The following is a 12,765-nucleotide window of genomic DNA, read 5'->3' on the forward strand; positions in this document are numbered from 1 at the left end:
GCGCTCTGCGCCTTATCCTGCGGTGTAAAGTTCATATCCGCTCTTTCCCCGGTGCTTGACGTGATACATGGCGGCATCGGCTTGCTCCAGCAGGCGTGACAGGTCTTGCCCGTGGCTGGGATAAAGGCTGATGCCGATGCTGGCGCCCAGGACGAATTGCTGGTGCCCGACCTCGATGGGGGCCGCCAGTTTGGCCAGCAGCTTCTTGGCGATTTCCGGGGCCTGGTCCTGGCGTTCCAGCTGGGTGGCGATCACGGTGAATTCATCCCCGCCCAGGCGTGCGCAGATGTCGGTGCTGCGCACCGCTTCCTTGAGCCGCTGCGCCACGCACATGAGCACCTTGTCGCCGACCGCATGGCCGGCCTGGTCGTTGACCGGTTTGAAGTTGTCCAGGTCGATGTAATACACCGCCACCAGATGATGCGGACGGGTGGCCAGCAGCAGCGCCTGGTCGAACAGGTTGTTCATGAAATGTTTGTTGTAGAGGCCGGTGAGCGGATCCTTGAACGCCATTTTGAGGGCCTTGGCCTCGGCCTGGATCAGGCGGCGGTGGAACAGCGCCAGAATGGCCGTGAGCAGGCTCGTGTACTGCAGCGCCACCAGTGCCGTGCCCAGCAGGAAGCCGTAGCGCAGCCAGGGCGGATAGAAGTGTCCAATCAGCCCGCCGCTGGCCCAGTGCAGCGTCAGCGCAATACAGGCCGTGGCCATGCAGCGGCGGATCAGCGGCGGGCAGTCAAGTTTGTCGTGCAGGATCATCCACGACAGGCTGCCCAGCGCGAACACGTTGAAGAGGGCATAGCTGGTGCTCTTGATGAGCGGCAGCGCCAGCTGGTTGTCGGACCACAGCATCCACAGCCCGGCGGCGACTGCCGCCACGCCCACGGCGCGCACCAGCAGTGTTCTCTCCTGCAGATCGAAGAAGCGCACGAAGCCCATCACCAGCAGCACCTTTTCCAGGATCAGGAAATTGCCATACACCGGATTGGCCAGCGCCAGTTCACCCAGGGGCGTGAGATACAGCACCGCCAGCCGGCCCAGCAGGGCGCAGCTGATGGCGGCGGCAAACCAGTTGGCACCGGGCGGCGTGCGCGGGATGCGCGCGGCCAGCAGGAACAGCGCGATGAAGACGCAATACACTCCGGCCCCGAAGGCGTGCACGATCTGATAATGCATAGCGTCCCCTTGCGCTTTGCTATCCGCCTGCCCCGGCAGGCTAGTCCCCTCTGGCGATCATAGCCAAGCGGAATGGGCGCGTACAGGGGGAAATGAAGGCTTCTTCACACATCCCTTCCGGCAACATTTCCGATGTGCAAAGTCAGTCCGGAAACGCAAGCCCCGTGCGGCATTCAGCCCAGGCGAGCTGCGCTGGGCGGATGGCCGATGATGCGCTTGAAAGCGCGACTGAACGATGCTTCCGAATCGTAGCCCAGCCGGTTGGCCGCCACCGCCACCCGCAAGCCGTCGCGGGCGATCCAGTGGCGCGCCTGGAACATCTTGACGCGGGCCACGTACTTGGCCGGGGTCTCGCCCACCGTGGCCGAAAACTTCTCGATGAAACTGGAACGCGAGGCCCCCATCAAGGCCGCCAGTTCATTGACCGACCAGTCGCGTTCGGGATGCTGGTGCACCGCCGCCAGCACCCGTCCGACCAGCGGGCAGCGCACTGCGGCGATCCAGCCGCTGGCATCGCTGCAGGCACATTCCACCCAGCCACGGATGATGCTGGCGGCCAGCACGTCAGCCAGGCGCGCCAGGATGCCGCAGCCACCGATGCGGTTGAGCGCCACTTCGCGCTCCATCGCATCGAGCAGGGCCAGCACCGCCGGATCGCGCTGGGCCAGGTCACAGGCGCGCATGGCCTCGGGCATCATCATCAAGAGCGGGTGCAGCGGGTCCAGGTTGAAGCGCAGCGTGCCCGAGAACACCACGTGCGTCGGCGGCGCGGGGACAGCATCGGATTGGGCATGCGCACTGTCATCGACCAGGAACAGATTGTCCGCCACCGCCTTGCGGGCCAGCTTGCCGATCTCCACCGTCGGCAGGGCGCGCGCACTGGCCAGCGCATGCGCCGAGCCGCGCGGCAGCAGTACCGCATCGCCTGCGTTGAGCAGCAGCCAGTCGTCCTGGCCGACCTGCATCCAGCAACTGCCCTGGGCGATGAAGTGGAAGGTTGCCTCGCGCCGCGCCGGGAAGGCCACCGCCCAGGGCTCGTGCAGCACGTAGCGCGCGTACTCGACGCCATCGAGCCGCAGGCCCAGCAGGATCTCGGTCAGCGGATCGACGCCATCGGCGGGACGGTCCTTGGGGGTACACTCGGTGATTTCCGGGAGATTTGGACGAATAGTCATATCTTTGCGAAATATCGGCATGGAAAGTCCAAGCATTTAACCATAGACTGCGCTACCCAGTCATGAAACGTCACAAGAAAGGTTTTCCCATGTCCAACCCCGGCATCATCGAGGCCCCGCTGACCGAGACGGCGGCCCCGGCCAGCGCCTCTGCGGCCCCTGCCCACAAGGCAGCGCAAGAGCTCCCGGCCAACTGGAGCGGCATTGCCAGCCTGGCGCTGGGCGTCTTCAGCCTGGTCACCGCTGAATTCCTCCCCGCCAGCCTGCTCACGGCCATCGCCACCGACCTGCACGTCTCCGACGGCGCCGCCGGCCAGGCCGTCACGGCCACCGCCATCGTCGGTGCCGTGGCCGCGCCCAGCATCCCGCTGCTGACCCGCAACATCGACCGCAAGCGCGTGGTGCTGATGCTGACCCTGCTGCTGCTGGTCTCCAACCTCATGGCCGTGCTGGCCCCCAATCTGCCGGTCCTGCTGGTGGCACGCGTGCTGCTGGGCGTGGCGCTGGGCGGCTTCTGGTCGATGGCGGCGGCGCTGGCCATGCGCCTGGTGCCGGATCACCTGTTCGCCCGGGCCATGTCGCTGATCCTCACCGGGGTCTCGGTGGCGACCGTGTGCGCAGCGCCCATCGGTGCATACATGGGCAACCTGTGGGGCTGGCGCAGCGCGTTCATTGCCGCCGGCGTGGTCAGCCTGGTGGCCTTCGCCATCCAGTGGATCGCGATTCCGCGCCTGCCGCCCAAGGACCATCCCAGCCTCAAGGTGCTGGCCGAATTGCTCGGCCGCAAGGATGTGCGGGTGGCGCTGATGGCGGTGCTGCTGGTGGTCTCCGGCCACTTTGCCGGGTTCACCTACATCCGCCCGCTGATGGAGCAAATCACCCACATGTCGGTGGCGACCATCTCGGCGGTGCTGCTGGGCTATGGCGTGGGCGGCTTCTTCGGCAACTTTGCCGGTGGCTTCATCGCCGAGCGCAGCGAACGCTATGCCATCGTCAGCGGCGGCACGCTCATCGCGCTGCTGGCAGCCTCCCTGTGGGTGGCCGGCAGCTCGCCGGTGGTGGCGGCCATCGCCATCACGCTGTGGGGCTTTGCCTTCGGTGCCTTCCCGGTGGGCTTTCAGACCTGGATCGTGCGCGCCGCGCCGGACCATGCCGAAGGCGCGGGCGGCCTGATGGTGGCGGCGTTCCAGGTGGCCATTGCCAGCGGCGCGATCGGCGGCGGCGTGCTGGTCGATCACGTGGGTGCACTGGGCGGCCCCATCTTCGCGGTGATTGCCATCAGCCTGGGCACCTTGCTCACCCTGCGCTACGGTCCGCGTGGCGGCGGTGCGCCGGTGGCGGGCAATGCGCATTTCTGAACCGATGCGGCGGGTCCCGTGCTGACCCGATGCGAGCGCTTGACGGCTTCCGGCTTTTCACCGGAAGCCGTTTTCATTTCCGCTGCATTATTCCTGCCTGTGCAATAAAGAAGTGCCGATGGCACGGATTCTCTTCATCCGCGCTTGGCTCCACACTGGCGTCACGGTCAAGGAACACTCCATGACCGACCCAACCCACCAGGAGCCCTCCCATGAAGATCCATCATTTCTCCCTCTCCGGCCACGCTCATCGCGCCGTCCTGTTCGCTTCGCTGCTGGGCCTGGAGGCCGAGCTGATTCACATGGACCTGGCCGCTGGCGCCCACAAGCAGCCGGCCTTCCTCGCCTTGAACCCTTTCGGCCAGGTGCCGGTGCTGGAAGATGGGGATGTCGTCATCGCCGACTCCAACGCCATCCTGGTCTACCTGGCAAAGAAGGCGGGCCGCACCGACTGGCTGCCCGAGGATGCCCAGGGTGCCGCCAACGTGCAGCGCTGGCTGTCGGTGGCCGCTGGTGAGCTGGCCTATGGTCCGGCTGCCGCACGCCTCATTACCGTGTTCGGCGCCCGTTTCAATCCGGAAGAAGTGATCCAGCGCGCCCACCTGCTGCTGGGTCGCATGGAACAGCATCTGGCAAACCGCGCATGGCTGGCCGCCGATCACCCGACCATCGCCGATGTGGCTGTCTACAGCTATCTGGTGGCGGCACCCGAAGGCAATGTCGACCTGAGCGGCTACCCGTCGGTGCTGCGCCTGCTGCAAGGGATCGAGGCCCTGCCGGGCTTTGTGCCCTTCCCGAGGACGGCGGCGGGTCTGCGCGCGGCGCAGGCCTGAGTTTTCCAATAGTCAGGTCATCCCGCGCCGCGTGTTTTCAGTTTCTTTTCGAGAGGTCCGCCATGAGTGCATCCCCCAAGTCCCCCGTCTGGCATGCCGGCGAGAAGCAGCTGCAAGCGCAATTCGGCGTGGCCGACAAGATGGAATCCGTAGGCCAGCGCGTGATACGCGACTTCATGCCCGAGCAGCACCGCGATTTCTACGGCCAGCTGCCCTTCATCGCAGTGGGCAGCGTCGATCCCTCGGGGGATGCGTGGGCGACTTTCCTTGAAGGTCGTCCGGGTTTTCTGGCTTCGCCCTCGCCGACCCGGCTTGACATGCATGCCCGTCCCGCAGCGGAGGATCCGGCGGCGGCCGGGATGTCGGCAGGCGCGCCGGTCGGCCTGCTCGGCATCGAGATGCACACGCGGCGCCGCAATCGCATGAATGGTGTGCTCGCACCGCTGGCCGACGGATGGCGCGTGCAGGTGGACCAGAGCTTCGGCAATTGCCCGCGCTACATCCAGCTGCGCGACTATTCCTTTGCCCAGGATCCTGCCGAAGCGCGCAACGTGCAGGCGGAGTCGCTGGACACGCTGGACGCACCGGCCCTGGCCCTGATCGCCGGCGCCGATGCCTTCTTCGTGGCGACCTATGCCGACCAGGAAGGGCGGCGCCAGGTGGATGTCTCCCATCGTGGCGGCAAGCCGGGGTTCGTGCGGGTCGATGAAGCGGGCTTGCTGACCGTGCCGGACTTCAACGGCAACTTGTTCTTTTCGACCCTGGGCAACATCGTGCTCAACGGCCGTGCGGGTTTGCTTTTTGTGGACTATGCCTCGGGCGATGTCTTGCAGATGACCGGGCAGGCCGAGGTGATCCTCGACTCCCCCGAGATCGCCGCCTTCGAGGGCGCTGAGCGCCTGTGGACCTTCCGCCCGCAGCGCATCGTGCGCCGCCGTGCGGCACTGGCCTTGCGCTGGGCATTCCAGGAGCATGCGTTTTCATCGTATGCGCTGATGACGGGCGACTGGCAGCAAGCCGGGGAGCGCCTGCGCGCACGGTCTCTGGCGGGCCAATGGCGTAGCCTGAAAGTGGCGCGCATCGTGCAGGAGAGCGACACCATCCGCTCCTTCCATCTGGTCGCCGACGATGGGGCCGGGCTGCTGCCGGCACTGCCGGGGCAGCATCTGCCGATCCGCGTGCAGACCGAAGCCGGGGCTGCGCCGCTGATCCGGACCTACACCTTGTCGTCGGCACCGCATGAAGCGCACTACCGCATCAGCGTCAAGCGCGAGGGCGTGGTGTCGCAATACCTGCATGCGCAGTTGCGCGAGGGTGATCGCATCGAGGCGCGCGCCCCGGCGGGAGACTTCACGCTCGATACCGCCACGGACAGACCGGTGGTGCTGCTGGCCGGTGGCGTCGGCATTACACCGATGATGGCCATGCTGCGCCATATCGTTCAGGAAGGATTGCGTCGCCTGCGCATGCGCCCGGCCATCTTGTTTCATGCCGCACGCACGCTGGGCGAGCGCGCCTTCGACGCCGAGCTGGCCGAGCTGGTGGCGGCCTCGCGCGGTGCGGTGAGACTGGTTCGCGTGCTCAGTGACACCACCGGCGCGCGTGAGGGCGACGCGTTCGATGCCGCCGGCCGTATCGACATGAACCTGCTCTCGCGCAGCCTGCCGTTTGGCGATTACGAGTTCTACCTGTGCGGTCCGGGCGGCTTCATGCAGGGGCTCTACGACGGCTTGCGCGGCTTCGGCATCAGCGACGAGCGCATCCATGCCGAAGCCTTTGGTCCGGCCTCGCTCACCCGTACTGGCAACACCGTCGCCGCAGCGCTGCCGCTGGCACCGGTGGCGGACACGGCCGTCCCGGTGATCTTCATGGAAAGCCTCAAGGAAGCCCGCTGGACCCCGGATTCCGGCAGCTTGCTGGAGCTGGCCGAAGCACGCGGTCTGTCGCCGGAGTTCAGTTGCCGCGAAGGCCACTGCGGCAGCTGCCGCACCCGCGTGCTGGCCGGGGAAGTGACTTACCTGAAGCCGCCGCAGGCCAGCGTGGGCGAAGGCGAAGTACTGCTGTGCTGTGCGCGCCCGGCCAAGCCCTCCGGAACCGATGCACCGCGCCTGGAACTGGCGCTGTGAGGGTGATATGAAGGCCTTGGCAAGTCCTCCGTCCTGATGCCGCTGAAGAGGGCATAATGCGACCTTCTCCGACAGGCAGGGAAGGAAGGCACATGGACCGATGGCTGGCAATGCGAATCTTCGTGCAAGTGGCCGAGACTGCCAGTTTCGCCAAGGCGGCGCGGCAGATGCAGTTGAGTGCGCCGGTGGTCACCCGCACCGTGGCGGGGCTGGAAGAACTGGTCGGTGCGCGGCTGCTGGTACGCACCACGCGTTCGGTCAAGACCACTGAAGCCGGGGCGCGCTATCTGGAAGACTGCCGTCGCATCCTCGCTGAAATCGCCGAAGCCGAAGCGGCTGCGGCCGGCCATTACGACCAGCCCTCGGGCACGCTGTCGGTGACGGCGGCCTTGCTGTTCGGACAGTTGCATGTGCTGCCCATCGTTACCGAATATCTCGATCTCTATCCGGGCATGCGGGCGCGCACTTTCTTCGTGGATCGCCCGGTCAACATCGTGGAAGAGGGCATGGATGTGGCGGTGCGCATCGGCCATCTGCCTGATTCGGGATTCACGGCCATCCAGGTCGGTTCGGTCAGCCGCGTGATCTGTGCCTCGCCCGACTATCTGCGCCAGCATGGCACGCCGGCTGCACCCGCCGATCTCAAGCAGCATCGCATCGTCACGTCCACCAGCGCCTGGGCTTCGCCGGAGTGGCGCTTTGCCGACGGCCAGCGTGTGGTGGTCGATGCAGCGCTGCAGACCAATACCAATGAAGCCGCCATCAGTACCGCCCGCCAGGGCTGGGGATTGACGCGCGTGCTGGCCTATCAGGTGGCGGCCGACTTGCAGGCCGGGCGCTTGCAGCGGGTCATGCGCGAATTCGAAGAGCCGCCGCTGCCGATCCACGTGCTCTATCCGGAAGGGCGGCGCTCACCGGCCAAAGTGCGGGCCTTCATTGACCTGGCGGTGAGCCGCCTGCGGGCGCATCCTGCGTTCCACTGAGCGCAGCCGGGTTCATCCGTAATACGAAGGCGCCCGCACCGAAATACGCAGCGGACGATCCAGCTCTCGCGTCCACGCGGCGTAGGTCTGGTCAGCGACCAGGCGCAGGGCGGCGATGCGTTCGGGCAGATGATCGAGGATCTGTGCCTGGCTTTGCGCAGCCGGGCCGTGTGCGCACAGCAGTTCGTCGCGTCCGGCCGCACACCAGTTGCGCACGCTCTCTTCGGTCACTTCCAGATGGCCCTGGAAACCCCATTGCTTGCCGCGCATGAATCCCTTGTTGAGGCAATGGCTGCCATACATGGTGCGCACCGCGCCGGTGGGAATTTCAAAGGTGTCGTAATGCCAGTTGAAGATGGTGACCTGGCGTGCCAGTCCCATGCGCTGCTGTGCTGGCGGCGTGACCCAGACCGGGCTCCAGCCGATGTTGGCGCAGAGGTTGCGGCTGACCTGCGCCCCCATGCTACGGGCCAGCAGCTGGGCACCGAAGCAGTGGCCCAGCACCGGCACGTCGCGGGCCAGGGCATCTTGCAGGAGGGCGTGTTCGGCGTGGATCCAGGGCAGGTCTTCATTGACGCTGTGGTCGCTGCCCAGCGTGACGATGCCGGAAAACTGGCTGGCATCGCGCGGGGCGTCGCCTTCTGCGGCGGGATGGAACAGGCGATAGGGCAGGGCGTGTTGTTCCAGATGATCCAGCAGGACCCCGGGGCCCTGTGTGCTTTCATGCTGGAGGATGGCGATCGGTCTCATAAACGGGGGACGGGCTTGGGCCGGTCCGTAGTGGAGGAGACGTCAATGTAGGATGGGGGACGTAAACGGCGGGTTGTATTTTTGAGTGGGGGTGTAAACATCCTGTAAAGCCGCTGACATCCCAGCCACTTGCAGATGCTTTGTGGCAGATTGGACGTCACATCCAAAGCCACATTTACGCGCGCGCCGCCGCCCCGAGTTGCCTGACCATGGTCTTGATGGCCAGATGATGAATGCTGCCGAGCATGCGCAACTGAGACGCCCGAAGATGTGGTGGAACGTCGCTACGGGCGCCGAACTCGTCCTGCAATGCCAGCGAGTTAGCTTCGACCTGATCGATCATCCGCGAGACTTCGCGCTGGAAGCTGATGTTGCCCACGCCCAGTTGCCGCGCGAACGTCTGCAAGTGCGCAAGCGTGAGCTCGTTGTAATGGCGTGCTTCTGCCACGGGGAAAGACATCGGAATGGCTGGCCAGCATGCTTCGCCCGGCCCCAGCAGTTCCGGACGCGCCCATGCGCCGATACTGAGCAGATCGTAATGCGGTGCCAGTTCGTAGCCGTCGGTACCGGCATACAGTGAGAGATTCTTCAAGTGCGCATCGCTGTTGCCGATCAGGATGTTGAAGAGCGTCCATCGAAACAATGTGGTACGGGCGGTCGCTGGGGTGCGGCATCTCTCCAGAATATCCAGCAATGCCCTTATACCGGAATGCGCGTATTTGGCTGCGGCCGAGAGCGACAGGACCTGGGCCGCATCCAGTGTGTGCAGGCGGCGTACCCGTTCCGCCTCGAGTTTGCGGTCGAAGCGCTCCACGATATACACAGGCGAAGGGACGTAGCGCAGCTCGACCTTCGGCACCGTCAAGCCCAGTCCTTGCGCCAGCCTGGCACAGAACCATTCGTTGACTGCGCTGCTCGGATAGTGAGCGCTCAGCACATCGGGCTTGAGGATATGGGTTGATGCGAGGCTGCCGGTCGGTTCAAAAAGTTGGCCGTTCTGCAGCACTACCGCGATCTTCTGCTGGGCACCGGCCAGTGACATTTTCTTCGGCGCAGTCGCCGAGAGCGGTTGTCGCGGCATGGCACGGATGCGCGTTTCCAACTCTTCGTGTGATAGCGGCACCAGTGTGGAGGGCGGCAATGTCGCGCCTGGTGCCAGCAAGGTGATTGCGCCGGCAGATTCGGCACCAAAATGTTCCAGCATGGACCAGGCGTCGACCGTCTGCGCGGCGTCCTTCCTCATGAAGGCCATCAATTCCAGCCGAGCGCCTTCTTCGGGGCAGCAGATTGTCGAAGAACCATTGCACCGGACGCATCGTGCCTTCGTCCTGATGCAGCCCGGCTGTCAGCGGGATTCCGGGAGAGAGTTCGTGCCCGGTGCTGATCCAGTCCTGCGCATATCGGAAGGACCACACGCCCGTGTTCTCGAAAAGCTGGCCCACCCGCTTTTCATCAATGAAGACATCGAGCTGCCGGTTCATGGGCGTGCCCGCCTGCGCTTGCTATCCTGTGCTGAGGCAGCAATGGCGTGTTCGTCGAGGGCAGGGGGCAGCGAGAGGTGCAGTTCAATGCCCAGTTCGCGCATGGCCGAAAACAGTTTTTCTACCGCTACCGTCGCCTCGCCCTGTTCCTGCCGTCGCAACAAGGTTTGTGAAGTGTTCAATGTCTCTGCCAGGTCGGCCAGAGGCACGTTAAGGCCTACCCGCACGGCGCGCAATACGCTGCCCAGTTCTCGCGGCGAGGTGACTTTCATGGTGCATCCTAAGCATGTGATATTGCTCTATTATCGCAACATTCCCACCCAGATCAAGCTAAAAGTGTGAAATCGCTCTTTTATATGGCGACGTGGGCGCATTTCCATTAAAAAAGCGATATTGCATCTTTAATGCCGGGTAAGCTTCCCAGCTTATCTGTGCCCAGGCCAGAAACAATAACGCCGCGCGGCTGCAGTCACAGCGGCGCGGCGGCTTGCAGCCGGTGATGCAGAATCACCGGTGCGGGTCAGTGGATGAGGTGAGCTATCGCGGCGCTCAGATCCCCCCCATACACAAATACTTCACGACCAGGTAGTCATCAATCCCGAAGTGCGACCCTTCGCGCCCCAGTCCCGACTGCTTGACGCCGCCGAACGGTGCGACTTCATTGGAGATCAGCCCGGTATTGATGCCCACCATGCCCGACTCCAGCCCTTCTGCCACACGCCAGATGCGGCCGATGTCGCGTGAATAGAAATAGCTGGCCAGCCCGAATTCGGTATCGTTGGCCAGGGCCACCGCTTCCTCATCAGTCTTGAAACGGAACAGCGGCGCCATCGGACCAAAGGTCTCTTCGCGGGCTACCTGCATGGCCGGCGTCACATCGGCCAGCACGGTCGGCTCGAAGAAGCTGTGGCCCAGCGCATGGCGCTTGCCGCCCAGCAGCACGCGGGCTCCCTTGCTGACCGCATCGGCGATATGCTGCTCCACCTTCTTGACGGCCTGCTCGTTGATCAGCGGACCTTGCGTCACACCGTTCTCCATGCCATCACCGACCTTCAGTTTCTTGACCGCTTCCACCAGCTTGGCAGCGAAGGCGTCATACACCCCATCCTGCACGTAAAGACGGTTGGCGCACACGCAGGTCTGGCCGGCATTGCGGTACTTGGAGGCAATCGCCCCTTCCACGGCGGCATCCAGGTCGGCATCGTCAAAGACGATGAAGGGTGCATTGCCGCCCAGTTCCAGCGAGAGCTTCTTGATGCTCGACGCACTCTGTTCCATCAGTAGCTTGCCCACGCCCGTGGAACCGGTGAAGCTGATCTTGCGCACGATGGGGTTGGAGGTCATCTCGCCGCCGATGTCCTTGGCACTGCCGGTGACCACGCTGAACACGCCGGCCGGAATGCCGGCGCGTTCGGCCAGCACGGCCAGCGCCAGTGCCGAGAAGGGCGTGGCTTCAGCGGGTTTCAAGACCATCGGGCAGCCGGCGGCCAGTGCCGGACCGGCCTTGCGGGTGATCATGGCAGCGGGGAAATTCCACGGCGTGATCGCCGCGCAGACGCCGATGGCTTCCTTGATGACCACGATGCGGTTCGACGGCGAGGGCGAAGGAATGGTGTCGCCATAGGTGCGCTTGCCTTCCTCGGCAAACCATTCGATGAAGGAGGCGGCGTAGCCGATCTCGCCCTTGGCTTCGGCCAGGGGCTTGCCCTGCTCGGCCGTCATGATCAACGCCAGGTCGTCGGCATTGGCCATCATCAGCTCATACCAGCGGCGCAGGATGACGCTGCGTTCCTTGGCGGTCTTCTTCTTCCAGGCGGGCCAGGCGGCGTTGGCGGCTTCGATGGCGCGGCGGGTTTCGGCGGCGCCCATCATGGGCACGCTGCCCAGCAGGCTGCCGTTGGCCGGGTTGTAGACCTCGTGCTTGCCACCTTGGTCGGCATCGCACCACTGGCCGTTGAGATAGGCCTGCTGGCGCAGCAGGGAAGGATCTTTGAGTTGTTGCAGCATGTCGGGTCTCCGTAAAAGTGGGGGGAGCAGGCTCAGAAGCGCGCGGCCGCCTTGTTGCGCCCGCGCAGCCATTCCAGGGCCAGCAGCAGGCAGGTCGAAAACAGGATCAGGATCGTCGCCAGGGCGGCGATGGTCGGGCTGATGTTGTCCTTGATGCCGGCAAACATCTGGCGCGGCAAGGTGGCTTGCTCAGGCCCGGCCACGAACAAGGTCAGAACCACTTCGTCGAAAGAAGTTGCAAAAGCGAACAAAGCCCCCGAGATCAGGCCCGGCGCGATCACCGGCAAGGTGATGCGGAAGAAAGTACGCAGCGGACTGGCCCCCAGGCTCAGGCTGGCGCGCACCAGGTTGTGATTGAAGCCCTGCAGCGTGGCCAGTACCGTCGTGACCACGAAAGGCGCACCCAGCGCGGCATGCGCCAGGATCAGGCCGAGGTAGCTGTCGGAGAGGCCGATGCGGGCAAAGAACAGATAGACACCCACGCCCACCACCACCACCGGCACGATCATGGGCGAGATCAGGATCGCCATCAGGATGCCCTTGCCGCGAAAGTCCGACTTGTTGAGGCCGACCGCCGCCAGCGTGCCCAGTACGGTTGCGATGACGGTCGCGGCCGGTGCCACGATGAAACTGTTCTTGGCGGCACGCACCCATTCATCGGAGCTGAACAGGTTCTCGTACCAGCGCAGCGAGAAGCCCTTGATGGGATACATCAGGAAACTGCTGTCAGAAAAAGACAGCGGGATCATCACCAGGATGGGCGAGAGCAGGAACAGCAGCACCAGCAGGTTGAAGCCGCGCGAGGCAAAGAACCAGGCGCGTTCCACCAGCGAGGTGTAGGGCGGGAAGAGAGGCGGTTTGTTCATGGCGTGCTCCTTG

Annotated in this window: 11 protein-coding genes and 1 pseudogene; 4 read left to right on the top strand and 8 right to left on the bottom strand. The window is 64.5% G+C overall.

The features are described 5' to 3' along the window. Window positions 1-12 precede the first annotated feature (12 nt). Together ACWFUC_RS10210 and ACWFUC_RS10215 are read right to left on the bottom strand one after the other, a co-directional pair. Window positions 13-1,173 carry a diguanylate cyclase domain-containing protein gene (locus ACWFUC_RS10210; RefSeq protein ID WP_489624828.1) on the bottom strand — a complete coding sequence of 387 codons (1,161 nt, stop codon included), beginning with the start codon at window positions 1,171-1,173 and terminating at the stop codon, window positions 13-15. A gap of 173 nt (window positions 1,174-1,346) precedes the next feature. After that, window positions 1,347-2,348 (bottom strand): AraC family transcriptional regulator, encoded by a 1,002-nt coding sequence (locus ACWFUC_RS10215; RefSeq protein ID WP_489624829.1) that lies wholly within the window; start codon window positions 2,346-2,348, stop codon window positions 1,347-1,349. Window positions 2,349-2,437: 89 nt separating this feature from the next. Between ACWFUC_RS10215 and ACWFUC_RS10220 the strand changes: the two genes are divergently transcribed. From ACWFUC_RS10220 to ACWFUC_RS10235, 4 genes are all read left to right on the top strand, one after another. Beyond that, a complete protein-coding gene (locus tag ACWFUC_RS10220; protein ID WP_134221538.1) occupies window positions 2,438-3,706 on the top strand; it encodes an MFS transporter in 1,269 nt (422 codons plus the stop codon). 212 nt (window positions 3,707-3,918) lie between these two features. Then, window positions 3,919-4,539: a glutathione S-transferase family protein gene (locus tag ACWFUC_RS10225; protein ID WP_489624830.1), complete on the top strand. Its 621-nt coding sequence runs from the start codon at window positions 3,919-3,921 to the stop codon at window positions 4,537-4,539. Window positions 4,540-4,601: 62 nt separating this feature from the next. Next, complete coding sequence (locus ACWFUC_RS10230; protein WP_489624831.1) at window positions 4,602-6,665, top strand: 2Fe-2S iron-sulfur cluster-binding protein; 2,064 nt, start codon at window positions 4,602-4,604, stop codon at window positions 6,663-6,665. Between the two features lie 92 nt (window positions 6,666-6,757). After that, window positions 6,758-7,648, top strand: a complete 891-nt coding sequence (locus ACWFUC_RS10235) for a LysR family transcriptional regulator (RefSeq protein WP_121044290.1) — start codon at window positions 6,758-6,760, stop codon at window positions 7,646-7,648. A 12-nt stretch (window positions 7,649-7,660) separates the two neighbouring features. On the opposite strand, the gene ACWFUC_RS10240 is transcribed toward ACWFUC_RS10235, so the two are convergent. The 6 genes and pseudogenes from ACWFUC_RS10240 to ACWFUC_RS10265 form a co-directional block, all read right to left on the bottom strand. Beyond that, on the bottom strand, window positions 7,661-8,398 hold the full coding sequence (locus ACWFUC_RS10240) for a type 1 glutamine amidotransferase (protein WP_343741705.1): 738 nt from the start codon (window positions 8,396-8,398) through the stop codon (window positions 7,661-7,663). A 175-nt stretch (window positions 8,399-8,573) separates the two neighbouring features. Beyond that, a complete protein-coding gene (locus ACWFUC_RS10245; RefSeq protein ID WP_489637592.1) occupies window positions 8,574-9,641 on the bottom strand; it encodes a HipA domain-containing protein in 1,068 nt (355 codons plus the stop codon). 31 nt (window positions 9,642-9,672) lie between these two features. Further along, window positions 9,673-9,879 (bottom strand): annotated as a pseudogene (locus ACWFUC_RS10250) (HipA N-terminal domain-containing protein); the annotation flags it as partial. Beyond that, on the bottom strand, window positions 9,876-10,151 hold the full coding sequence (locus ACWFUC_RS10255; protein WP_008326183.1) for a helix-turn-helix domain-containing protein: 276 nt from the start codon (window positions 10,149-10,151) through the stop codon (window positions 9,876-9,878). The pseudogene ACWFUC_RS10250 and the gene ACWFUC_RS10255, both read right to left, overlap by 4 nt. Window positions 10,152-10,428: 277 nt before the next feature. Beyond that, window positions 10,429-11,886 carry an NADP-dependent succinate-semialdehyde dehydrogenase gene (gene gabD / locus ACWFUC_RS10260; RefSeq protein WP_402706392.1) on the bottom strand — a complete coding sequence of 486 codons (1,458 nt, stop codon included), beginning with the start codon at window positions 11,884-11,886 and terminating at the stop codon, window positions 10,429-10,431. A 32-nt stretch (window positions 11,887-11,918) separates the two neighbouring features. Further along, window positions 11,919-12,752 carry an ABC transporter permease gene (locus ACWFUC_RS10265; protein WP_034341087.1) on the bottom strand — a complete coding sequence of 278 codons (834 nt, stop codon included), beginning with the start codon at window positions 12,750-12,752 and terminating at the stop codon, window positions 11,919-11,921. Between the last annotated feature and the right edge of the window lie 13 nt (window positions 12,753-12,765).

The organism is Herbaspirillum sp. Her4 (assembly GCF_057961335.1).

Bases quoted from the DNA above. Each gene is read 5' to 3' on its own strand.
- gabD (WP_402706392.1), bottom strand. From the start codon at position 11,886: ATGCTGCAACAACTCAAAGATCCTTCCCTGCTGCGCCAGCAGGCCTAT.
- ACWFUC_RS10255 (WP_008326183.1), bottom strand. From the start codon at position 10,151: ATGAAAGTCACCTCGCCGCGAGAACTGGGCAGCGTATTGCGCGCCGTG.
- ACWFUC_RS10235 (WP_121044290.1), top strand. From the start codon at position 6,758: ATGGACCGATGGCTGGCAATGCGAATCTTCGTGCAAGTGGCCGAGACT.
- ACWFUC_RS10265 (WP_034341087.1), bottom strand. From the start codon at position 12,752: ATGAACAAACCGCCTCTCTTCCCGCCCTACACCTCGCTGGTGGAACGC.
- ACWFUC_RS10210 (WP_489624828.1), bottom strand. From the start codon at position 1,173: ATGCATTATCAGATCGTGCACGCCTTCGGGGCCGGAGTGTATTGCGTC.
- ACWFUC_RS10220 (WP_134221538.1), top strand. From the start codon at position 2,438: ATGTCCAACCCCGGCATCATCGAGGCCCCGCTGACCGAGACGGCGGCC.
- ACWFUC_RS10240 (WP_343741705.1), bottom strand. From the start codon at position 8,398: ATGAGACCGATCGCCATCCTCCAGCATGAAAGCACACAGGGCCCCGGG.
- ACWFUC_RS10225 (WP_489624830.1), top strand. From the start codon at position 3,919: ATGAAGATCCATCATTTCTCCCTCTCCGGCCACGCTCATCGCGCCGTC.
- ACWFUC_RS10230 (WP_489624831.1), top strand. From the start codon at position 4,602: ATGAGTGCATCCCCCAAGTCCCCCGTCTGGCATGCCGGCGAGAAGCAG.
- ACWFUC_RS10215 (WP_489624829.1), bottom strand. From the start codon at position 2,348: ATGACTATTCGTCCAAATCTCCCGGAAATCACCGAGTGTACCCCCAAG.
- ACWFUC_RS10245 (WP_489637592.1), bottom strand. From the start codon at position 9,641: ATGAGGAAGGACGCCGCGCAGACGGTCGACGCCTGGTCCATGCTGGAA.